Here is a 21,844-nt window from a genome sequence, read left to right as displayed (position 1 = left end):
GGCGAGATGACCCTGGAGGAAGCCAAGCAGGCGATCCTGGAGCGCTTTCCCGACCTGGAGGTGGACGAGGGCTTCCGCGGCGGGCTGGGCCTCCGGCTGTCCGCGGAGCGGCTGCTGGAGGTCGGGCGCTGGCTGCGCGACGAGCCGGCCATCCGCTGCGACCTTTTCCACGGCATGACCGCCGTGGACTGGGAGGACCACTTCGCGGTGGTCTACTGGCTGCAGAGCACCGCGCACCCGGAGATCCGCCTCCAGCTGAAGGTGGATCTGCCCCACGACCAGCCCGAGATCGAGAGCGTCACCGGTCTCTGGCCGGGTGCCAACTGGCATGAGCGGGAGGCATGGGACCTTCTGGGGGTTCGCTTCCGCAACCACCCGGACCTTCGTCGCATCCTGACCTGGGAGGGGTACGAGGGCCACCCGCTCCGCCGTGATTTCGTCGACCGCCGCCCGAAGCGGCCGCGCCGGGTGCGGATCCGCTGAGAACGGGCGACGGCGCCGGGGAAGGGGTGAAGGGATGGCCGAAGGGATGAGCCCCGAGGAGCTGGGAATGGTCGAGCCCATCGAGACCGGCGGCGAGCGCCGGACGATGCAGCTCAACTTCGGGCCGCAGCACCCCAGCACCCACGGGGTCTTCCGGGCGGTGCTCACCCTGGACGGGGAGACCGTGGTCGACGTGGACCCCGTGCTGGGCTACCTGCACCGCAACCACGACTACATCTACCAGCTGATGACCTACCCGCAGATCGTCCCCATGACCGACCGGACGGATTACCTCAGCCCGCTCAACAACGAGCTGGTCTACTCCATGGCGGTGGAGGAGCTGCTGGGGATCGAGGTGCCCGAGCGGGCGCAGTACCTGAGGGTGATCTTCGCCGAGCTGAACCGGATCCTCAGCCACTTCCTGTACATCGGAAGCATCGCGCTCGACCTGGCGGGCTACCAGCCCTTCCTGCTCTCCTGGCGCGAGCGCGAGCTGGGCTACGACCTGATCGAGAAGGCCACCGGCCAGCGCATGTTCCCCAACTACATCCGCATCGGCGGCGTCCACAACGACGTCCCCGAGGGCTGGACCGGCGAGCTCCTCGAGTTCCTGGACTTCATCGAGCGCGAGGCCTGGCCGGAGTACAAGACGCTCTGGATGGAGAACCCGATCTTCAAGGCGCGCTCGGAGGGCGTCGGCGTCCTCCCCGGGGAGGTGGCCATCGCCTACGGGGCCACGGGGCCGGTGGCCCGCGCCTCGGGCGTCCGCCGCGACCTGCGCAAGGACCGGCCCTATCTCGTCTACGACCGCTTCGACTTCGAGATGGTGACGGGCGAGAAGGGCGACACGTACGAGCGCAGCTGGATGCGCATGTACGAGATCCTGGAGAGCATCAAGATCATCCGCCAGGCCGTCCGCGATATGCCGGACGGCCCGATCCTCGGGCAGCTTCCGCGCGGGCCGATGAAGGCCGCCAAGGGGGCGGAGGTCTTCACGGTGGCCGAAGGCCCGCGGGGCGAGCACGGCGTCTACATCGCCAGCGACGGCGGCGTCCACCCGTACCGGATCCACTGGTTCTCGCCGACCTTCACGATGCTGCAGCTTCTGCCCTATTTGGCCAAGGGGCTGAAGGTGGCGGACCTGATCGCCATCCTGGCCAGCCTCGACCCGGTGATGGGGGAGGTGGACCGCTAGTGCCCGTCTGGCTGAGCGACGCGCTCTGGGCGCTGCTGAAGGTGGTGCTGACCCTGGCGTTCGTGGGCCTGAACGCCTACGTCGTGATCTGGGGCGAGCGGAAGGTGGCCGCCCGCTTCCAGCGCCGGGTGGGTCCCGAGGTGGTGGGCGGCCCGGCCGGCATCCTGCAGAGCCTGGCGGACGGCGTCAAGCTGCTGGCCAAGGAGGATATCCGCCCGGCCATGGCCGACGGGCCGGTCTGGTTCTGGGCGCCGGTCCTGGCCATGGTGCCGGGTGTCCTGGTCCTGCTGGTGATCCCGTACGACCCGCACCTCACCCTGGTCCGCATGGACTGGAGCCTGGTGCTGGCCATGGCTGCCAGCGCCTTCACCGCCATCTCCTACTTCATGGCCGGCTGGGGGTCGAACAACAAGTACTCCCTCCTGGGAGCGATGCGCGGGGTGGCGCAGCTGGTCAGCTACGAGATCCCGCTCATCCTCTCCTTCCTGGGCGTGGTGATGATCACCGGCACGCTGGACCTCAGCCGGATCGCCGAGCAGCAGGACCGGCTCTGGCTGGTGATCCCGCAGATCCTGGGTTTCATCGTCTTCTACATCGCCTCGCTGGCCGAGCTGAACCGGGTCCCCTTCGACCTGGTCTCCGGCGAGTCGGAGCTGGTCGCCGGCTACCTGACCGAGTACTCGGGCATCCGCTGGACCCTGTTCCTGTTCGGCGAGTACACCAACCTCTTCGCCAGCTCCGCCCTGGCGGTCACGCTCTTCTTCGGCGGCTGGCACGGGCCGCTTCTGCCCGGCTGGCTCTGGTTCCTGATCAAGACGTACACGCTGGTCTGGGTGGCGATGTGGATCCGTTGGACGCTGCCCAGGGTGCGCATCGACCAGCTGATGGACCTGGGGTGGAAGTTCCTGACGCCGCTGGCCCTGATCAACGTGGCGCTGACCGGGATCTGGCTGGCGGTGCTGTGAGCGGGACCGGTGCGGAAGGAGGGCGAAACGTGAACATCTTCGCGCGCGTCTGGGAGGCGTCCAAGGCGCTGGTGCTGGGCCACGCCACCACGTGGCACGAGTACTTCAAGCCCGAGATCACCGTCCGCTATCCGGAGGAGAAGCCGGAGTACGTCAGCGGGACGCGCGGCATCCCCGCGCTCAAGTGGAACTACGAGAAGGGCGACCTGAACTGCACGGGCTGCGGGCTCTGCGCCCGCGCCTGCCCGATCTCGGTGATCGAGGTGCGCCAGCCGGTGGGACCCGACGGGCGGCACCTGCAGAAGCCCGAGGTCTTCTTCCTCGACTTCTCGCGCTGCATGGTCTGCAACCTCTGCGTCGAGGCCTGTCCCTTCGACGCCCTGGAGATGGCGGACATGGTCGATCTCGCGCAGTACACCCAGGACGACCTGGTCTTCAACAAGGAGCAGCTGGCCAACATCTGGGTGGACTCCCATGCCAGGCGCGTGGCGCTGGGCGAGAAGCTATGAACGGGTCGCTGGTCGCTTTCGTCGTCCTGGCGGCGGTGACGCTCTTCGCAGCCTGGAAGGTGGCCACCACGCCCAACGTCACCCACGCGGCGCTCTTTCTCGCCCTGGCCTTCGTCGGCGTGAGCGGGATCTACCTGCTGCTGGAGGCCAACTTCCTGGCGGCGGTGCAGATCATCATCTACGCCGGGGCCATCCTGACGGTCACCATCTTCGCCATCATGCTCTCGGAGATGCCGGCCATCAGCGGCCGCGACCGGGCCAACCTCTTCGCGCGCCTCACCTCGCGGGCCTGGGGCGTCCTGCCTCTCCTGGTCGCCGGGCTCTTCGCGGCGGTCCTGGTCTGGGCCTATGGCCGCAGCTGGGCCGCCCTGGGCGTCGACCGGCCGGCGGGGGCCGCTCCGGGCGTGGCTGCGCTGGGCGACGGCCTCTTCTCGGTCTACGTCGTCCCGTTCGAGGTGGCCTCCGTCCTCCTCCTGGCCTCCATGATCGGCGCCATCGTCCTCACCGTCAGGAAGGAGGACCGCCCGTGATCCCGCTGGGCTACTACCTGGTCTTCGCCGCGCTCCTCTTCTCCATCGGGCTCTTCGGGGCGATGCGACGGGAGAACGCCATCACCATCCTGATGTCCATCGAGCTGATGCTCAACGCGGTCAACGTCAACCTGGTCGCCTTCTCCCGCTACCTGCCCGGGGTGGGCGTCAGCGGCCAGATCTTCGCGATCTTCGTCATCACCGTCGCCGCCGCGGAGGCGGCCGTGGGCCTGGCCATCATCCTGGTCATCGCCCGGCGGCGGCGCACCGTGGACGTCAACGAGGTGCGGACGCTGCACGACTGAGAGCGAGAGGTGAGGAGCGGGTGGTGCAACACGTCTGGATAATCCCCGCGGTGGTCCTGGTCGCCTTCGCGCTCACCCTCTTCCTGGGTCCGCGACTGAAGGAAGGCGCCTCGACCTTCGGCATCGCCGGCGTCGGGCTGGCCTTCGTCCTCAGCCTGGTCACGCTGGCCGAGGTGCTGGGGGGCGCCACGGCGCACGTCACCTTCCCCTGGCTGACCATCGGCCAGACCACGGTCCCGATGGGCTTCCGCGTCGGGCCGCTGGAAGCGGTCACGCTGGTCATGGTCAGCCTGGTCTCCTGGATGGTGGTCACCTACTCGCGGGGCTACATGCATGGCGACGACCGCTACAACCGGTTCTTCTCCAACATCACGCTCTTCGTCTTCGCCATGCTGGGGCTGGTCATCGCCGACAACTTCCTGGAGTTCGTCTTCTTCTGGGAGCTGATGGGCCTCGAGTCCTACCTGCTGATCGCGCACTGGTTCCGCGACCTGGACAACGCCCGCGCGGGCATGAAGGCCTTCCTGACCACCCGGCTGGGTGACGCGGCGATGTTCGTCGGGATCTGGCTCTACTTCCTGCACACGCACACCTTCCAGTTCGACGCCAGCCTGGCGGGCATCCCCACCGGCACGCTGACGCTGATCGGCCTCCTGCTCTTCGCCGGCGCGGTGGGCAAGTCGGCGCAGGTGCCGCTCCACATCTGGCTGCCCGACGCCATGGCCGGCCCGACGCCGGTCAGCGCCCTGATCCACGCGGCCACCATGGTGGCCGCGGGCGTCTTCCTGGTGGCCCGGGCCTACCCCATCTTCGTGGCCGCGCCCGCCGCCTGGGTGACCGCGGCCATCGTGGGCGGCGTCACCGCGCTGGTGGGCGCCCTCATCGCCACGGTCCAGGAGGACATCAAGAAGACGCTCGCCTACTCGACCATCAGCCAGCTCGGCTACATGATGCTGAGCCTGGGCGTCGGCGGCTACGCGGCGGCCCTCTTCCACCTGATCACGCACGGCTTCTTCAAGGCGCTGCTCTTCCTGGGGTCGGGCAGCGTCATCCACGCCACCGGGACGCAGAACATGCACGAGATGGGCGGCCTCTGGCGGAAGATGAAGGGCACCGCCATCACCTTCATGATCGGCGCGGCGGCGCTCTCCGGCATCCCGCCCTTCGCCGGCTTCTTCTCCAAGGACGAGATCCTGACGCAGGCCTTCGGCTCCGCCTACCCGGTGCTCTTCTGGCTGGCGCTCCTCGCCGCCTTCCTCACCGCCTACTACATGACGCGGGCCGTCGTCCTCACCTTCTTCGGCGCGCCGCGGGTGAAGGAGATCTGGGAGCACGCGCACGAGTCGCCCGCCGTCATGCTGGTGCCGCTCATCGTCCTCGCGGTGCCGGCGACGCTGGCCGGCTTCCTCGGCGCGCCGCAGCTGGGCTCCTGGTTCAGCCACTTCGTCCGGCCGCCGGTGGAGGCGGCGGAGGTGCCGCCGAACGGCCTGGTCAGCCTGATGGCGGTGACGGCGGCGCTCCTCGGCATCCTGGTCGGGCTGGGCGTATACGCCACCGGCGCCGTCGACCGGCGGCAGGCGATCCGCGACCTGAAGCCGCTCTATGTGGCGCTGAAGCAGAAGCTCTACTTCGACCACGTGGCCGCCGGCGTGGTGGGCCTGACCCTCGGCCTCAGCACGGCGGTGGGCGCCTTCGACCGCTGGGTGATCGACGGTCTGGTCAACGGGACCGGCTGGCTGGTCATGACCGTGGGCAACGGCGTCAGGAAGCTGGCCTCGGGCAGCGGCCAGGCCTACGCCATGATCCTGCTGGCGGGTGCGCTCATCGGCCTCCTGGTATTCCAGGTGATGGGAGGGTAAGCCTTGCACGCTCCGATTCTCTCGATCCTCCTCTTGTTGCCGCTGGCCGGCGCTCTCATCACCCTGCTCCTGCCGGGCGACCGGAAGGCGGCGCTCCGCGGCTGGGCGACGGCCGTGACCGGGCTGGAGCTGGTCGCCTTCGCGGTGGCGCTGGCGGGCTTCGACCCGGCCCGCCCGGGCTTCCAGTGGGTGGAACGGGTGCCGTGGGTGCCGTCGCTGGGGATCCAGTACTACCTGGGCGTCGACGGGATCAGCCTGGCCATGGTCGGCCTGACCGCGCTGATCTGGCTGGTGGCGGTGATCGCCTCCTACGGGATCGAGGAGCGGGTGAAGGAGTACTTCGTCCTTCTCCTCCTCCTGGAGGCGGCGGTGATGGGCGTCTTCGAGTCGCTGGACTACGTCCTCTTCTACGTGGCCTGGGAACTGGTCCTGGTGCCGATGTACTTCCTCATCGCCATCTGGGGCGGGCCGCGCCGGGAGTACGCGGCGATGAAGTTCCTCCTCTACACCATGGTCGGCTCGCTCCTGATGCTGGTGGGGATCGTGGCCCTCTACGCCTTCACCGGCTTCCGCACCTTCTCCATCCCGGAGATCGCCCGCCTGGCGCCGGCCATGGTGCCGGCGCAGTGGAAGGACTGGATCTGGCTCCTCCTCTTCGCCGGTTTCGCGGTCAAGGTGCCCATCTGGCCGTTCCACACCTGGCTTCCTGACGCGCACGTGGAGGCGCCGACGCCCATCTCGGTGGTGCTGGCGGCCATCCTGCTGAAGCTGGGGCTCTACGGCTTCCTGCGCATCAGCGATCCGACGCTGCCCGAGGCGGCGCGCCACTTCGCCCTGCTCTTCGGCATCCTGGGCGTGATCAACATCCTCTACGCCGCCTTCGCGGCGCTGGCCCAGAAGGACATGAAGCGCGTGGTCGCCTACTCCAGCATCAGCCACATGGGCTTCGCCGTCCTCGGGATCGCGGCGGGGACGCCGCTCTCGGTCAACGGGGCCGTCTTCGTCATGGTCTCCCACGGGCTGGTGGCGGCCATGCTCTTCCTCATGGTCGGCGTCTTCTACGACCGGACGCACAGCCGCGACATGGACCGCGTCAACGGCATGTACGAGGCGACGCCCGTCGCGGCCACCTTCATGGCCTTCGCCGCCTTCGCCAACCTGGGGCTGCCCTTCCTCTCCGGCTTCGTGGGCGAGTTCTTCACCCTGGCGGGGACCATCGGGGTCTATCCGACCCAGGTCTTCCTGGCGGCGCTGGGCCTGGTGATGGTGGCCGCCTTCAACCTGATGCTGATGCATCGCGTGCTGATGGGTAAGCCGCACGAAGAGCACCGGGGGCTGCCGGACATCAGCAGGCGGGAAGCGGTGAGCATGCTGCCGCTGATGGCCTTCACCCTGCTGCTCGGCGTGCTGCCGGCCACGCTGGTCCACCTGACCAACCCGAGCGCCCTCCAGTTCGTCCGCCTGCTCGCCAGCCTGGGAGGTGGTCTCTAGGATGCCGTCGGCCTTCAACCTCGCCAGCATCCTGCCCGAGCTGATCCTGACCGGCCTGGGCCTGCTGCTCCTGGTGCTGGCCGCCTTCAGCAGCGAGGCGAGCGAGCGGGCGGCCAGCCCCTACCTGACGGTGATCGGCCTCCTGGTCGCCTTCGTCAGCCTGCTCTGGACGCCCGTCGAGGCGCAGCCGGTGCTGGGCGGGATGGTCTACAGCGACCTCTTCACGCTCTTCTTCCGCATGGTGCTGATCGGCGCGCTGATCATCGTCGTCCTGATGAGCACCCCCTACGTGGACAGGAAGGGGATCTCCCCGGGAGCGTTCTACGCGCTCCTGCTCTTCTCCAGCGCCGGTGCGCTCTTCTTCCTCAACGCCGCCGACGTGGTCAGCTTCTACGTGGGCCTGGAGACGCTGACGATCCCCTCCTACCTGCTGGCGGGGATGATGACGCGGGACGCCCGCTCCAACGAGGCGTCGCTCAAGTACTTCCTGAACGGCGCCGTCGCCTCGGCGGTCCTCCTCTTCGGCTTCTCGCTCCTCTACGGCGCCACCGGCACGACGGAGATGACGCTCCTGGCGCGCCGGCTGGCCGAGGCGGGGGCGGACCCGCTGGCGCTCTCGGGCATGTTCCTGGTGCTGGTCGGCCTCGGCTTCAAGATCGCCGCGGTCCCCTTCCACCTCTGGGCGCCCGACGTCTACGAGGGCGCTCCGACGCCGGTGACCGCCTTCCTGTCGGTGGTCTCCAAGGGTGCCGCCTTCGCCGCCATCCTGCGGTTGCTCTTCACGGCGCTGGTGCCGCTCCAGGCCGACTGGCGGGCGGTCTTCGCCGTCCTCTCGGTCCTGGGCATGGTGGTGGGCAACGTCTCGGCGCTGCACCAGCGGAACCTGAAGCGGCTGCTGGCCTACTCCTCCATCGCCCACGCCGGCTACATCATGGCCGGCCTGGCGGCGGGCACCTCGCTCGGCTTCCAGGCGGTCATGTTCTACGTGCTGGTCTACGCGGTGATGAACCTGGGCGCCTTCGCGGTGGTGGTGGCGCTGGGCGACGCCGGCGAGGAAGAGAGCCTCGAGGGGATCCGCGGCCTCCGGCAGCGGAATCCGTGGCTGGCCGTGGCCATGGCGCTCTTCATGCTCTCGCTGATCGGCATCCCCTTCTTCCCGGGCTTCTGGGGGAAGCTCTACCTCTTCCAGGCCACGATCCAGGCCGGCATGGCCTGGCTGGCCATCGCCATCGGGATCAACTCGGCGATCAGCGTCTACTACTACTACGGCGTCATCCACGCCATGTTCGTGCGGGCGCCCGCCGACGGGCACGCCCAGCCGTTCCACCCCTCGTGGGGCGTGGGGCTGGGCGTGGCGGTGACCGCGCTGGCGGTCATCCTGGTCGGCCTCGCGCCCGGCGGCTTCCTCGGCTGGGTGGCGCGCGCCGCCTGGTTCCAGTGAGCCGGGCGGCGTCGCAGCGGGCAGGCGTGTGAGCCGGCGGGGATCGGCCGGGGGGCGGCGGATCCCCGCTTTTTCCTGCGGGATCCGCACCAGGGGTTCAGGCGCCGGAGCCCATGCCGATCATCAGCGCCGTCGGAGCCAGAGGGCTCGCTCTTCCATGAAGCCTTCGGGTCTGCGGCGAAGGGGTCGGGGAAAAGACCCCCCGCCTTCGTGACGGGTGGCGCGAGCGCCTGATCCCGGTCCGAAACCCGAACACCACGGGGATCACCGGGTACTGCCCGGAGCCCCACGACCTTCTGATCTCGAAGTACCCGGCGGGACGGCCGAACGACCTCCCATTCTGCCACGCCGGGGTCCAGGCCGGGCTGAGGAGCGAGGAGGTTCTCATCGACCGTCCCCGCCACACGTCCTGCACCCCCGAGGAGGAACGGCGCGTCCTCGCTGTCACCCGCACCACTTCCGCGCCCGCGGACAGCCCGTGGCCCCGGTGCCGGCCTCGAGCGCGACCCCTGAACGCCGGGGGGCCGTGGAGCGGGGCCGCACCCGCGGGCCCGGCAGCCCCGGCCGGAGCGGGACGCGTGGCCAAGGCCGCCGACCGGTGGTGGAATGTTGGGCGAAAGGCCGGGGGCGGGCGAGCGGCGCCGGCATGGCTTCCGTCCCCGAGCTGGTCCCCGGCAGGGGGGCTGAGAAGCCGGAAGCCCGCCTCCGACCAGGATTTCAGGGGAGAGATGCGATGAACTGTCCCTTCTCGCGAGGGCGGAATGGGTGACGTTGCCAGGGGCGAAAACCGTTGTCCTGAGCGGCTTTGCGGCGTTGACCAGCGCGTAGAGTGGTGCCCAGAATTGGGGACAATCGGAGCCTTCGGTCCCCAATCCGTCCCCAACACTTCTGGGAGACTTTGTCAATTCGACGGCTTGGCTGGCCCCCTATCCCGTCCCCAACATGAACCCGAAGGCGGGGCGAGCCCCTCCACATATCTGCTTCCGGTAGCTGTACCGGATCGGGTGGCTTCGCAGGCGGCAGGTGCGCGCCAGCGGGTTCGCCTACGACCCCGCCGGTCATGGCAGGAACCTGCGCCACGGTCCTGAAAGCGCGCGCATGGCACAGTACAAGGGCGATGGTGAGAGAAGCGGTGGACGAGACGCTCATCGATCGGTGGGTCCGGGCCCGGCAGGCCTTCACGGCGGCTCAGGACATCAGAGACAAGATGCAGGCGGGACGGGCGGCCGAGGCAGCCCTCCGCGCGATGGCCGAGATCGAGCTCCGCATGACCGAGGAGGAGAGACGGGAAGCGTGGCGGAGGTTCGAGGCGTGGTTCCGCCGATACTTGGCGAGCGCTTGACGGCCCGCCGCTCGCCCGCCCGGCAGCGAGGAGGGAGGGCGGGGCTGAACAGGGTGCCCGCGCTGGCCGGGCCGCCGAAGGTGGCCTAGGCTGCCCTCCGCTGTCCATAGGCCAGTACCAGAGCCGCACGGTCAGTTGTAGGCGTGGAGCGTTCGGCCCTTGCCGTCCTCCTCGCGGATCCGCCGTCCGCCCGGAGCCGCGCGGACGACGACGATCCACGGCTCGGGTGAGGCGGATCGAGCGCGGGAGCAGCATCCTACCCTATGGTCACTGGCGTCCATCCAGCGTTTCTTCGCCCGGAGACTCCGCCTCTGCCTGGGTCGCATGCTTCCAGGCGTTCGCAAGGGATCCGAAAAGCCGTACGGCGGAGGCGGCGAGGCTTGGTTGATCCCGCCAAAGCGTCTCGACATTCTCGCATCCGTGACCGAGACACTCGCGGAGCCCGGCCAGTACCTGCTCCCCGGTCAAGCGGCTGGTGAAGCCCTGAGCCGCTTCGAGGGCGCGCAGGGAACCGTACCTTCTCCGCACCTCCGCCTTCACCCGCCGGGAGCGCGGGTGCTCCCAGCGTATCCGGTAGAGCTGGAGGGGGGTCAAGGCGGTGAGATCGGAGGGGAGTCCTCTCAGCCGTCGGTCGACCGGATCAGCCACCCCAGCGGCGCGGCGGGCCGCCGCCAGCGAGCCGAAGAGGTGGTAGACGGCGTAGAAGAGACCGCTATCCGTACGCCGCAACGTTCGAGCGTCCGCCCGCAGACCTTTCCGCTCAAGTTCCCGCAGGGCCTGGACCACGGCCTTCTTCGTCCAGACCCGATCGTGGCTGAGGAACCCGACGAACCGCTGGATGGAACCGAAGCGCCGTTCGATCTGGCGCCCCAGACGACTTGAACGGCCCTGGCCTGCCCACCGGGCGTAGGCCGTCTGCAACTTTGCCCGCTCCGAGCGGGTGAGAGACTGCGCATCCTGCCTGAAACCCCGACCGCGGCGCGTACCAGGGGGAAGCCCTGCGGCTCTACGGGCGGCTTCCAGGCTTCCATGGTAGCGGTACACGGCGGCCAGCAGCGCCCACTGGTGGGCCTTGACGAGCTCACTGGCCGTGACGGCCCTCCCAAATCGGGCGAATTCGCGGAGGGCCACGGTCACCTTCTCCGCACTCCACCTCGAGCCCAGGCCGAGCTCCTTCCGGAGGTTCGCCACCGAGCCGAAGCGCCGGCGCATGGCCAGGCGCAACCCTCGGGGCCTTGGACGAGCGGATCGCCAGAGGGCATAAAGCTCTTCAGGGGGGAGCTCGGTCCAACGGGAGGCCGGGTCCTGGGCTTCGGTGAGCCCGGCGGCCTCTCTGGCTCGCTCAAAGCTGCCGAAGAGCCTGGAGGCTGCCGACGCCAGCGCGCCGTGCCCGGTCCGGCGCAGCTCTGTCCTGGTTACAGGACGACCGGACAGAGCGAACTCGCGCAGCTCCGCCACGACCGTCTCAGGTGTCCACCTGCCGCGAGGCCGCTGACAAGAGGCATGCGAGCCGCCGCCGGCGGACATGTCAAGCGGACCTGGTGCCTCGGGGCCGATTCCTGCGGCCAAGCGCGCGGCCTCGAAGCTGGGGAAGAGCCTCATGGCCGCGGCGGCCAGACCGGAGCGACCTGCGCGGCGGAGCCCGTCCACTGTGACCTGTCCCCCGGAGGCGGCGAACTCGCGGAGTGCAGCCGCCACCTTCTCGGGAGTCCAGTGGACTGCGATGCCAAGGTGGTCGCGCAGGCCTTGGACCGAGCCGAAACGGCGTACGATGGCGGCACGGAGCGTCAGGGGCCGGGGCCTCAGGGTATGCCAAAGCTCATAGAGCTCGGCCGGCGGCATGGTCACGTATGGGCCCTCGCCGCCCCGGGTACGGTCGGAGGCAGGAAAACCGGCCGCCTCACAAATGGCGCGCCAGCTTCCGAAGAGACGGTAGGCGCGCATGTAGAGGCGAGGGGAGGACTTCTGGAGCTCGGAGGCGGTCTTGACGGGCGCGCGCTCGGCCCACCGGCGGAGCTCGGCCGCCACGCCCTCGCGTGTGACCCGAGGGCGGCGAGGCGCGGCCGCCGGGTCCACCCCAGCGGCTTCCAGCGCCTCGTGCCAGCCGCCGAAGTGCCTGCAAGCGGCATGATACAGCCGGAGGTCGTCCCGGACGACGGCTCCGGCACCAAGCCCAAGGCCGGCGGCGTGCCGGGCCCGGATCCGCTCGACGATTCGCTCAGGCGACCAGCGTTCCCGTGCCCCAGCTTTCGGCGACGGCATGGCGACCCCCCTTGCCACCCAGCCCCTCAGGAGTTTGGACGGCCAGCATGCCCGCCCCTCTTGGCCCCGGGGAACCCGCCGGATGGGCGCTGCCCGGCAGCGCCCCCTCTCAGACGACGTCCCCCTCCTTTACAACTGCATTACAGTTGTACCTCTTACCTGGAATGTGAACGGTTTTAGGCTAGAATGGGTCCCGGTGGCAGGGATGCCCAGGGGCATCGGCCTGCGCCGCTGCTCTTTGGCAAGCGGGCTCTGTCAGGCGCCTGGTCCCGGGCGGGACCGGCGCGTGGGCCGTCCGCCGGCCGAAGGGACTCCCCGGCGAAGGGGGTGATCGGCGGGAAGGGGCCAGAGAACGGCAGTGCGGTATGAGCAATGAGTCCCGTCGACCCTCGTTGTTGCTTCCGATTCTGTTCTGTAAGTCTGGCCAGACTGACAGAAGCCCCTCATAGCGTGTGACGAGGAGGAAACGTATGAAGGCACGAAACAAGCGGTACGCCGCGATCCTGTCGGTCGTGACCGTACTGGCGCTCGCGCTGAGCCTCGTGGCCGTGCCGATGCCCACCTTCGCGGCATCGACCGTCAAGCAAAGCGCGTTCTCAGACGTCAAGCCGACGGATCCGTACGCGAACGCGTTCAACGCACTGGCGGCGGTGGGCGTCTACCAGGGCGACCAGAACGGCAACGCCAACCCGACGCAGCAGATCACGCGTGCGGAGTTCGCGGCCGTGGCGGTGCGCTTGGCGGGCAAGGCCGCCGTGGCCGACTCGCTCCAGAATCAGACGCCAGCTTTCAAGGACGCGAACTCGATTCCGAATTGGGCCTGGGGCGCTGTCAACGCGGCGGCGGCGCTGGGGATCATCAAGGGCTATCCTGATGGGACCTTCCGCGCTACCAATAATGTGACCGAGGCCGAGGCCGCGACCATGATCATCCGCGTCCTCGGGAACGATGGGGCTGCACAGACGGGGCTCTGGCCGGCGAACTACATGGCAGTCGCGCAGCAGCTGGGCCTCCTGAACGGCATTACGAACGCGGCGGCAAACGTCCCGGCCACGCGGGCAGACGTGGCTTTCATGGCATACAACGCCCTCGTGACCAACTTGAAATGGGACGCAGCAACGAGCTCGTTCGACAAGGACTATGCGGGCCTCTCGATCTACTACACGAACCCGACAACGGGTGAGCCTAAGCAGCGCGACAAGTCGCAACTCACGACTTACGGCGAATGGCTGGGCGTGATGGCCGAGGATCCCAGCTGGCCGTCCAAGAACCTGAACGTAGCCGGCACGGTCTACCTCGCCACAGCGACCGACGTTAGCGCGGTACAGAACCAGGACGTGTACGTGTTTCGGCCGTTCGGCGCGAGTGCGTACACGACCATAGTGCCTAGCGGGCAAACGTCGGTGGTGAGCGGGACCGTCAGCGGCTTCAGCGCGTCAACTACGACCAGGAATGGTTACATCTCCCTAGGCGGCAAGCTCTATCCGGTTACCAGCGACACGACCTACTCCGTCAACGGCACGCCGGTGACGCAGGATGAGCTGCAGCGTCTGCCGAAGGGCTTTACAAGCGGCGCGTACAGCGCGACGGTGACGCTTGACTCGAACGGGAATGCCGCGAATGTTGCGGTCACGCGCTACAACCTTAGTGGCTTCCTGACGCAGGCGACACCCGCTGCGTCCTCGCCGGATACGCTGGACGAGATTCGGGTTGCGACCTTCGACTCGGCGACACCCGGGACGGGCACCTACGACGTGACGGGCGCGACGCTCCTGCTGGACGGGCAGAGTGCAGCCGTCGCGGACATCCAGAAGGCGTTGAGCGACTTCTCGAGCGCCCACAGCGGTCAGCCGATCTCAGTGAAGATCGAGACGCCTTACAATACGTCGACGCACGCCTTCGACGTGGCTGGACCTTCCACGAGGGGTACGGCCGTGGCGGTCAAGGTCTCCACGAAGACGGTCAGCGGGCAGGTTACCGCGTTCGGGTCCGACAGCAGCGGTACCTACGTGCAGCTCAGCGGTCAGGACAACGCGATCTACATCGCTAACAGCAATCTGGGTTCTAGCGACTTCCGTGTAGGCGCAAACGTGACGGTGCTGCTGGACGCCTCCGGTAACGCGGTGGCGGTGCTTCAAACCTCGGCACAGCAGACCGACTTCTACGCCATCCTGAGCAAGATCAACACCACCTCAAGCAGCTCGGGCGGTACCACGACGACGATCACCGTGACCATGGGCGATGGTTCCGCGGCGACGTACACGCTTCGTAGCGGTGTATCGGTGGACCAGGGCCTTGTGGGTGAGCCTGTGTATGTCACGGTCGGCAGTGACGGCTACGTCAGCTCGGTGGCCAGCTACAATAACGCGTTTGTGCCCGTTAGCGGCACGGTGTCGCAGGTCACGTCGAGCTACGTGCAGCTGCAGGGCCTGAGCCCGTACGTGATCTCGGGCACGCCGCTGATCTTCGACGCTGCGGACACAAGCTTCGCAAACCAGCTGCCGCTGGCCAGCGTAGTGAAGGGGCAGAAGGCGGAGCTCTACCTGAACTCGAAGGGCCAGGTCGGGCTGATCATCCTGAGCACGGTGCAGGTCAGCTCGCTCACGCTGAACAGCGGATCGAGCCTGACTCTGAACCAGGGTAGCACTTACCAGCTCCAGGTGACGGCCACCGTGGGCGGCACGACCCAGGACGTGACGGACATCTCCGGGTATAACTCCAGCAATCCGGTTGTGGCGACGGTTTCTCCCACCGGCCTTGTGACTGCCCAGCAGCCGGGAGTCGCGAGGATCACTGTGAGCTACCGTGGTAGCGTGGCAATGGTCGACGTTACTGTGCCAGGTGTGACCGGACTGGCGGTGGAGGGGCCGGACGGGAATACACACGATGCAACGCACCCGTACCAGATGACAACAGGTGATACTGCGCAGCTGAGCGTCCTGGCCGTGCCGGGCTACGCGGACTTGACTCCATACGCCTCCTACAGCTCGAGTGACGAAAGCGTTGCGACCGTGAACCAGGCGGGCCTTGTCACCGCTGTTGGTGCAGGCACCGCGCAGATCACGGTGAGGTACAACGGGCAGCAAGCAGCGTTCACCGTGAGCGTAAGCGCACCCGTTACGCTGAATTCTATCAGCGTAACGCCGAGCAGCCCGGTGAGTCTAACCACTGGTGCGACGCTACAGTTGAAAGTGACCGCTAACTTGTCGGACAGCACCACGCCAGACGTCACGGATAGCGCCAGCTACTCCTCGAACGACACCAGCGTGGCGACGGTCTCCAACACGGGTCTGGTGACTGCTACGGGTCCTGGCGTGGCGACCATCACCGTGAGCTACGGTGGGAAGCAGCAGACGCTGCAGGTGCAGGTGGATCTGGACAAACTCCAGAGCATCACGGTGCAGCCTAGCTCTGCGACGCTCAGTGCTGGTGCGCAGCTGCAGCTGAAGGTCACGGCAAAGTTCGCCGACAATGTGACGAAGGACGTGACTGGTGTTGCGGCCTACGCCAGCAGCGACAGCAGCGTGGCCACGGTCACGCCCAGTGGGCTTGTGACCGCCAAGGCTACCGGTAACGCGACAATTACCGTGACCTACGGCGGGCAGAACGGTACGGCTGCTATCATTGTGCCGTAGACCGGAGCCAGATGGCGTAACGCCGTAGCGAAATACAAGAGGGTGGGAGCGTGCAGCGCTCCCACCCTCTTGCTATGAGAGAGCAGAGGCGTCTTGTATGGCCAGCGGCGCGGCGCGACGTGCAGCTCCATGTTCAGTAATCTTGTTGCATGAGAGGGACTGGCATGTAAGCGGCGTAGACATGCAGCGGAGGGAAAGGGTGCAGATCGCGGATCTCATGGACGCTGCCTTCCGGCTGGCGGTGGCTGGCCGCATCGAGGCCGCGCGCCCGATGTGGCAGGAAGCGCGCGATTTGGCCTGGTTCCGGCAGGGTGTAGCCGGAGCCGTCGAAGTGGGGCTCCGCTGGGCGGAGGCCGAGGCGCGCTGGGGCGATCTAGAGGAAGCGGAACGGCTCGCGCGGGAGCAGGTGAGGCTCGCGCGGCGGCACGGGCTCCGGAAACTCTCCGTGCGCGCGGAGCTGCTGATGGCGGAGCTCGCTTGGCGGCGTTCCGATCTCGGGAAGGCGCGCTCGCTCTTTGCGGTGGCGCTCGAGCGGGCCCGGAACGCGGAAGAGGGCGGCGCGGAGCTGTGGCTCGACATCGGCCGCGCCTTTGCGGACGTGGGCATGGCGTCGCAGGCGGAGGCGGCCTTTCGCACGGCCGTCGGGTGCGCGTCGACGGGCCGTGAGAGGGCGGCGGCGTGGTCCGGGCTCGCCGCCGCGCTCCGTCGGCAGGGCCGGTGCGGGGAAGCCGTGGAGGCAGGGCGCCGGGCGCTTCGCGTCGCGCACTGGTCGGACGAGCAGGATCTCCTACCGGAGATCCTGAGAGACTTGGCGGTCTACCTCGCGGAAGCGGGGCACGTCCTGGACGCGAGGCGGACTCTGGCGCTCCTCGAGCGAAGCGGAAAGCCGAGCGGTCAGTCACGCCGCGGCGCAAGGGGCGCATGAGCGGTGACCACGGAAAGGCGGGCGAAAGTAGTGAGGAACGTGTACTCAAGGCCGGACCGGCAGGGTGCGGGCAGCGCTCGAGCGCCACGCAGAGGGCTCTCGTCTTCACCCATCAAACGTAATGCGGCCTCTCCGTTTGCACCCCGCGGGTTCGCCGCCTGACCACCGAAGCGGGCGAAGCGGGGATGCCTGGTCCGAGAGGAGGTTCCGTCAATTGGTGTGGAAAAGCTCTCAGGCGGCGGCCTCCTCCCGGGTGACCTCGATGCCGTCCTCGTACCGCACTCCGGCGTAGACCTTGGCCAGGAGCTCCGGCGCGTTCAGCCGGCGGAAGCGCTTCTGGGCCACCATCCGCATCTTCCAGACGACCGCCGTCGCCCGCTCCACCCGTTTGAACCGCTTGGCGGCGTCCGTCCGCAGCCGCAGCGCCGCGAACGGCGACTCCACCACGTTCGTCGTCCGCAGGTGCACCCAGTGCTCCTTGGGATAGCGGTAGAAGGTCACCATCCGCTCCCAGTCCCGGGCCAAACGCTCCGCCGCCTTCGCGTACCCGTGTCGCTGGCACCAGACCTCGAACGCCTTGCGCTTCTTGTCGGCTTCCGGTCAGACGTGGCCCAGCGCGCCCCAGATCCCCAGATGCCCGTCCCCGATCACCAGCCGCGGCGCGTTCCTCCCCCGATCCCGCAGGTCCCGCAGCCCCTGCGACCAGCTCTCCACCGACTCCCGGTAGCCGGGGACGACGGCTGCCACCTTGCGCCGTTCCAAGCGGTGATGCACGAAGCCAGGGCAACTCCGGCCGGGAAGGGCTTAGCATCATAACGTGCAGAACTGAGGGTCCGCCCGGGCAGGCTTGACCATGAGCAGACTGGCGATCGAGGCGCCATCCGGGCGACCGCGCCCGTAGGCAGCGGGCAAAAGCTTAACGCTAGTCGCCCGCGCCCGATACCCCAGCAGGAGAGAGGAACGAGCCACCGGCGGGCGCCGTCCGCCCCGACGAGGCGGTCGAAGCCTCCAGCGACGCCGGCGGCACCGGGCAGGAAGGGCGCGGGCGCGGCCAGCACGACCTGACGACGACGGGCTGGTCGAGGTGATCGCGCCGCTGCGCGAGGCCTGGGGACGACCGGGCACCGGGGGCGTCGAGAGCGCAAGTGCTGCGGATGCCCTTTCACCGGCGGGATGATTGGGGGTCGCTCAAAGCAAGGAAGCGCGAAGAACGGGAAGGGGGCCGGCATCGTGAGCACGACGCCGCCGATTCAGTTCACAGGCCTCAGTTCGGGCATCGACTGGCAGTCGATCATCAACCAACTGATCCAGCTCGACAGCCAGCCGATCACCCAGATGCAGCAGGAACAGAGCGCCCTCCAGGCCGCCAGCACCGCCTGGTCGGCGCTGCAGAGCGAGCTCCAGAGCTTCGCGTCGACCGCCCAGGCGCTCACCCAGAGCACGCTCTACAACGCCGTGACGGCCGGCTCGAGCGACACCTCGGTCCTGACCGTCTCCGGGACGAACGGCGCGACGCCGGGGAGCTATGCCGTCGAGGTGCAGCAGCTTGCGGCAGCCCCTACGATTGCCGGTGGCACTCCCCCGCCAGGTGCTCAGCCGACAGACCCTCTCTCCAGCTTTGGGGTTACGGCTTCGGGTACATTGTCGGTCACGTATACGCCGGCCAATGGCGCAACGCCCACGACGATTCCAATTAAGTATACAGCCAGCACGCTGCTCAGCGACATCGCTGCTGAGATCTCGTCGCAAACGAACGGGACGGTCCAGCTTTTCCTCAACGCCAACGGCGGGTTCGAGCTCGCCAGCTCCGTTACGGGCAGTGGGTCAAGCCTTCGCTTGGAGGACACCGCGACTAGCGGTGGTTTCATGCAGGCGCTCGGGTTCCAGACGCCAAGCGCACAGGGTGCCGACGCCCAGTATGTGGTTCAGGGGCAAAATATGGGTTTCCCCCAGACGAGTCCCACCAACACGGTCGCCCTGAGCGGGGCGCTCAGCGGCCTGACCATGACGCTCACCGGCGTGGGCACGGCCACCATCACGGTTTCGCCCAACCAGCAGCCCTTCACCGACGCCGTCAACGCCTTCGTCAGCGAGTACAACAAGCTGGTCGGGCTGCTCCAGAAGGACACCACGCTCGGGGACCCGAGCACCACGACGGACGACGGGCCGCTGGCCGACGACCTGGCGGCGCAGAACATGGCCTTCCGGCTGCGCCAGATCGTCACCTCGACCGTCGCGGGCGCGACGCCGTACCAGAGCCTGGCGGACGTGGGCATCGGAACGACCGGCACGGACAACCAGCTGGCGGTGACCGATCCGTCCAAGCTGAGCGCCGCGCTCCAGGCGAATCCCCAGGCGGTGCTGGCGCTCTTCACGAACACGGGCGGGACGGGCGTCGTCGACCAGCTGAGCCGCTACGTCGACAGCATGGCCGGGAACGTCGTCAACGGGGTGAGCGGAGTCATCCCTTCCATCGAGCAGTCGCTCAGCGACCAGATCCAGCAGATCTCCGACCAGATCACCGCCTTCCAGAACCGGCTCGACCTCGAGCGGCAGACGCTCACCCAGCAGTTCGTCGCCATGGAGGCGGCGATCAGCCAGTACCAGTCGATCAGCGGGTGGTTGAACAACAACAACACGGGTGGGAGTTCCTCGTCGGGTTCCATCGCAGGATTCGGCATCTCAGGCTGATGGGGGTGCACGGACCGGCGGGGAAGTCGTCGGATTGGCCGGCAGCCTCGTTCCTGCTGCAGACGCAGAGGCGACTCAAAGGCCACCGGGGGAAGTGGCGCTCCCTGGCGGACCCTCCCCCGCCGAGGCGGCCGGGGCGAGCGCTTGTAATCGGCGTGTAACACAGGTCGACAGGAAGTGACAGGGAGGCGGTGGAAAGCCCGTCCTGTCATGGCACGAAGGAAGATTCGCCGCTGGGCGGCCTCCGTGCTCGTCGCCTGGCTGGCGCTGAGCGGACTCCCGCTTCCGGCGAGGGCCGCAGGCATTCCGGACCCCGCCGCCATCCAGCGCCAGATGAACGCGGTACAGGGTCAGCTCCGCGCCAGCCAGGCCAAGGCCACCCAGACCAGGAACCAGCTGGCCGCCACCCGCTCGCAGGCGGCCAGCGCCCAGGCCAAGCTGAACCAGCTGGCCGCGCAGCTCCGGTCGGCGCAGGCGGAGCTGGCGCAGCGCCGCCAGCAGCTCGCCCGGGCCCAGGCCCGGCTCCGCCAGCTGCGGCAGGCGCTCGCCGCCAACCAGGCCCGCCTCGTCAGGCAGGAGCAGGCGCTGGGCGCGGGACTGCGCATGACCTACGAGAACGGGGTGGTCTCCTGGCTGGACGTCCTTCTGGGCGCCCGCGACTTCTACGACTTCGTCACGCGCCTCCATGAGCTGATGCAGATCGTCCAGGCGAACGTCCGCCTGCTCAGGCAGGTGCAGGCCGAGCGCCGCCTGGTCGCCGCCGAGACCGAGGCGCAGCAGCGGCAGGTGGCCCAGGTGGCGAGCCTGACGCAGCAGGTGGCCGCGGCCGAGCAGGTGCTGGCCACCCGCACGGCCCAGCAGCGCGTGGTCTACGCCAGCTACCAGCAGGCGGCCGCCCGCCTGCAGGCGGCCTACGACGAGCAGGAGAAGGAGAGCCAGGCGATCCAGGCGCAGCTGGCGCGGCTCGAGCGCCAGTACGAGGCGGCCCGGGGAGTCAACGCGCACACCGGGCTCACTTGGCCGCTCACTTCCTTCGTCGTCACGCGTCCCTTCGGCCGGAACTACGACCCGATCCTGCACCAGGTGCAGATGCACACGGGCATCGACCTGGCGGCGCCGGAGGGGACGCCGGTCCACGCGGCGGGCGCGGGCGTCGTCTTCTTCACCGGCTGGATGAACGGCTACGGCAACACCGTCATCCTCGTCCACGGCAACGGTCTCTCCACCCTCTACGCCCACCTCTCGGCCATCCTGGTCCACCAGGGCGACGCGGTCGAGGCGGGCCAGGTGATCGGCCGCGTCGGCGAGACCGGCTGGGCGACCGGGCCGCACCTCCATTTCGAGGTGCGCGTGGACGGCGTGCCGCAGGACCCGACGAAATACGTTGGTTAGACGGGGTTCGACAGGAGCGACAAGCTTCCGAGGTAGGCAGGTAGGTGAACCGAAAGCTCCGTGCGACGGGCGGCAATTCGCTGGGAGTGGCTGGGACGGACGCCACACCAGCGAGCCGGGGAGTGGGTGTCCACAGTCGCACCCAGCGTGCTGGTCGATCGGCGTAGCTATGTCCAAGCGGATGTTTCGGCCCTTTGAAGAGTCGGCGCCGTCGGGAAGCGGCGAGCGTGCTTGGGCGCCCGGTTCGTACACGACTGCTCGGACCAGCCAGATCGCTCCGAGCGGCCGGTCGTCGCCACTGGCTGCCCCGGCGGTAGGTCTTATCGCGTGACGCGTCCACAGGCGTTTTCCGGTTCCGGTCCGCTCCCGGCGACGGCGCCCACAAAGGCCGCAAGACTTCGCGCTGCGTTCTCGTCGCAGTCCAGCCCGGACCCCCACCGCTTGCAGCGCCAGACCCGCTCGCGGAGGCCTCGTTCCATCATTACCGCGCGGCAGCACGCGCGGCGCTCCGGACTCGGGGAGAAGGGGTGGCCTCCACGAGTTTCGGGTCCCACCCGGTGCACCGGCATTCCTGCTGCCGCCTCGCCCGCGCACGCACGTGGAACGCTCGTGGACGCTCTCGCTGCCCTTGACCCGCCCGATCACCGTGCCGGACCGGCGGAGCGGAAGCACCCCGCCCTATCCGGGTCGGCACGGGTGACCGGCCGGGAGCCATGGAGACCGCTTGGCTCAAGAACCCGACTGGTTGGCGTTGCCCTGCGGCCGCGCGGGCAGCCCGGGCAGCCCGGTTCGGTTCACGAAGCCCGCGATGCCCTGTTC

General features: G+C 68.3%; 17 protein-coding genes and 1 pseudogene. 14 read left to right on the top strand and 4 right to left on the bottom strand.

What is annotated here, in order from left to right; genetic code table 11:
• The first annotated feature begins 6 nt into the window (after nucleotides 1–6).
• The 10 genes from QJR14_07810 (at nucleotide 7) to QJR14_07765 (ending at nucleotide 10,120) form a co-directional block, all read left to right on the top strand.
• Entirely contained in the window at nucleotides 7–483 is a 477-nt protein-coding gene (locus QJR14_07810) for an NADH-quinone oxidoreductase subunit C (protein ID MDI3317503.1), read from the top strand.
• A gap of 34 nt (nucleotides 484–517) precedes the next feature.
• Entirely contained in the window at nucleotides 518–1,678 is a 1,161-nt protein-coding gene (locus QJR14_07805) for an NADH-quinone oxidoreductase subunit D (GenBank protein MDI3317502.1), read from the top strand.
• A complete protein-coding gene (gene nuoH, locus QJR14_07800) occupies nucleotides 1,678–2,643 on the top strand; it encodes an NADH-quinone oxidoreductase subunit NuoH (GenBank protein MDI3317501.1) in 966 nt (321 codons plus the stop codon). The genes QJR14_07805 and nuoH overlap by 1 nt, the downstream gene beginning before the upstream one ends.
• A 29-nt stretch (nucleotides 2,644–2,672) precedes the next feature.
• Entirely contained in the window at nucleotides 2,673–3,152 is a 480-nt protein-coding gene (locus QJR14_07795; GenBank protein ID MDI3317500.1) for a 4Fe-4S binding protein, read from the top strand.
• A complete protein-coding gene (locus tag QJR14_07790; protein ID MDI3317499.1) occupies nucleotides 3,149–3,682 on the top strand; it encodes an NADH-quinone oxidoreductase subunit J in 534 nt (177 codons plus the stop codon). Before QJR14_07795 ends, QJR14_07790 begins: the two co-directional genes overlap by 4 nt.
• Entirely contained in the window at nucleotides 3,679–3,987 is a 309-nt protein-coding gene (gene nuoK, locus QJR14_07785; protein MDI3317498.1) for an NADH-quinone oxidoreductase subunit NuoK, read from the top strand. The genes QJR14_07790 and nuoK overlap by 4 nt, the downstream gene beginning before the upstream one ends.
• Nucleotides 3,988–4,010: 23 nt before the next feature.
• A complete protein-coding gene (gene nuoL, locus QJR14_07780) occupies nucleotides 4,011–5,846 on the top strand; it encodes an NADH-quinone oxidoreductase subunit L (GenBank protein ID MDI3317497.1) in 1,836 nt (611 codons plus the stop codon).
• A gap of 3 nt (nucleotides 5,847–5,849) precedes the next feature.
• Nucleotides 5,850–7,337 (top strand): NADH-quinone oxidoreductase subunit M, encoded by a 1,488-nt coding sequence (locus QJR14_07775; GenBank protein MDI3317496.1) that lies wholly within the window; start codon nucleotides 5,850–5,852, stop codon nucleotides 7,335–7,337.
• Between the two features lies 1 nt (nucleotide 7,338).
• Nucleotides 7,339–8,778, top strand: coding sequence for an NADH-quinone oxidoreductase subunit N (locus tag QJR14_07770; protein ID MDI3317495.1), 1,440 nt, complete (start codon nucleotides 7,339–7,341; stop codon nucleotides 8,776–8,778).
• 1,132 nt (nucleotides 8,779–9,910) lie between these two features.
• Nucleotides 9,911–10,120 (top strand): hypothetical protein, encoded by a 210-nt coding sequence (locus QJR14_07765; protein MDI3317494.1) that lies wholly within the window; start codon nucleotides 9,911–9,913, stop codon nucleotides 10,118–10,120.
• Nucleotides 10,121–10,387: 267 nt separating this feature from the next.
• Here the strand turns inward: QJR14_07765 and QJR14_07760 are convergent, their stop codons facing one another.
• On the bottom strand, nucleotides 10,388–11,332 hold the full coding sequence (locus tag QJR14_07760) for a hypothetical protein (GenBank protein ID MDI3317493.1): 945 nt from the start codon (nucleotides 11,330–11,332) through the stop codon (nucleotides 10,388–10,390).
• A 1,520-nt stretch (nucleotides 11,333–12,852) separates the two neighbouring features.
• Here QJR14_07760 and QJR14_07755 point away from each other — a divergent pair.
• Both QJR14_07755 and QJR14_07750 read left to right on the top strand, forming a co-directional pair.
• On the top strand, nucleotides 12,853–16,017 hold the full coding sequence (locus tag QJR14_07755; protein MDI3317492.1) for an Ig-like domain-containing protein: 3,165 nt from the start codon (nucleotides 12,853–12,855) through the stop codon (nucleotides 16,015–16,017).
• Between the two features lie 199 nt (nucleotides 16,018–16,216).
• Nucleotides 16,217–16,942, top strand: coding sequence for a hypothetical protein (locus tag QJR14_07750; protein ID MDI3317491.1), 726 nt, complete (start codon nucleotides 16,217–16,219; stop codon nucleotides 16,940–16,942).
• A gap of 231 nt (nucleotides 16,943–17,173) precedes the next feature.
• Here the strand turns inward: QJR14_07750 and QJR14_07745 are convergent.
• The 3 genes and pseudogenes from QJR14_07745 to QJR14_07735 form a co-directional block, all read right to left on the bottom strand.
• A pseudogene (locus QJR14_07745) lies at nucleotides 17,174–17,521 on the bottom strand (transposase).
• 21 nt (nucleotides 17,522–17,542) lie between these two features.
• Nucleotides 17,543–17,716 (bottom strand): transposase, encoded by a 174-nt coding sequence (locus QJR14_07740; protein ID MDI3317490.1) that lies wholly within the window; start codon nucleotides 17,714–17,716, stop codon nucleotides 17,543–17,545.
• Nucleotides 17,717–18,192: 476 nt separating this feature from the next.
• Nucleotides 18,193–18,384, bottom strand: coding sequence for a hypothetical protein (locus QJR14_07735; protein MDI3317489.1), 192 nt, complete (start codon nucleotides 18,382–18,384; stop codon nucleotides 18,193–18,195).
• Between the two features lie 424 nt (nucleotides 18,385–18,808).
• On the opposite strand from QJR14_07735, the gene fliD reads away from it, so the two are divergent.
• Nucleotides 18,809–19,633, top strand: a complete 825-nt coding sequence (gene fliD / locus QJR14_07730) for a flagellar filament capping protein FliD (protein MDI3317488.1) — start codon at nucleotides 18,809–18,811, stop codon at nucleotides 19,631–19,633.
• Nucleotides 19,634–19,843: 210 nt separating this feature from the next.
• Entirely contained in the window at nucleotides 19,844–21,025 is a 1,182-nt protein-coding gene (locus QJR14_07725) for a peptidoglycan DD-metalloendopeptidase family protein (GenBank protein ID MDI3317487.1), read from the top strand.
• Nucleotides 21,026–21,844 lie beyond the last annotated feature (819 nt).

It is taken from the genome of Bacillota bacterium (genome assembly GCA_029961055.1).
Taxonomy (GTDB): Bacteria; Bacillota; Sulfobacillia; order JAIMAT01; family JAIMAT01; genus JAIMAT01.
Note: the sequence above shows the minus strand (reverse complement) of the source record. Positions and strands in the feature narration are given on the sequence as shown.

Excerpts from the sequence above, each read along its gene's own strand:
- QJR14_07810 (MDI3317503.1), top strand. The coding sequence starts at position 7 with ATGACCCTGGAGGAAGCCAAGCAGGCGATCCTGGAGCGCTTTCCCGAC.
- QJR14_07805 (MDI3317502.1), top strand. The coding sequence starts at position 518 with ATGGCCGAAGGGATGAGCCCCGAGGAGCTGGGAATGGTCGAGCCCATC.
- QJR14_07790 (MDI3317499.1), top strand. The coding sequence starts at position 3,149 with ATGAACGGGTCGCTGGTCGCTTTCGTCGTCCTGGCGGCGGTGACGCTC.
- QJR14_07770 (MDI3317495.1), top strand. The coding sequence starts at position 7,339 with ATGCCGTCGGCCTTCAACCTCGCCAGCATCCTGCCCGAGCTGATCCTG.
- QJR14_07760 (MDI3317493.1), bottom strand. The coding sequence starts at position 11,332 with ATGCGCCGGCGCTTCGGCTCGGTGGCGAACCTCCGGAAGGAGCTCGGC.
- QJR14_07755 (MDI3317492.1), top strand. The coding sequence starts at position 12,853 with ATGAAGGCACGAAACAAGCGGTACGCCGCGATCCTGTCGGTCGTGACC.
- fliD (MDI3317488.1), top strand. The coding sequence starts at position 18,809 with ATGCAGGCGCTCGGGTTCCAGACGCCAAGCGCACAGGGTGCCGACGCC.
- QJR14_07725 (MDI3317487.1), top strand. The coding sequence starts at position 19,844 with ATGGCACGAAGGAAGATTCGCCGCTGGGCGGCCTCCGTGCTCGTCGCC.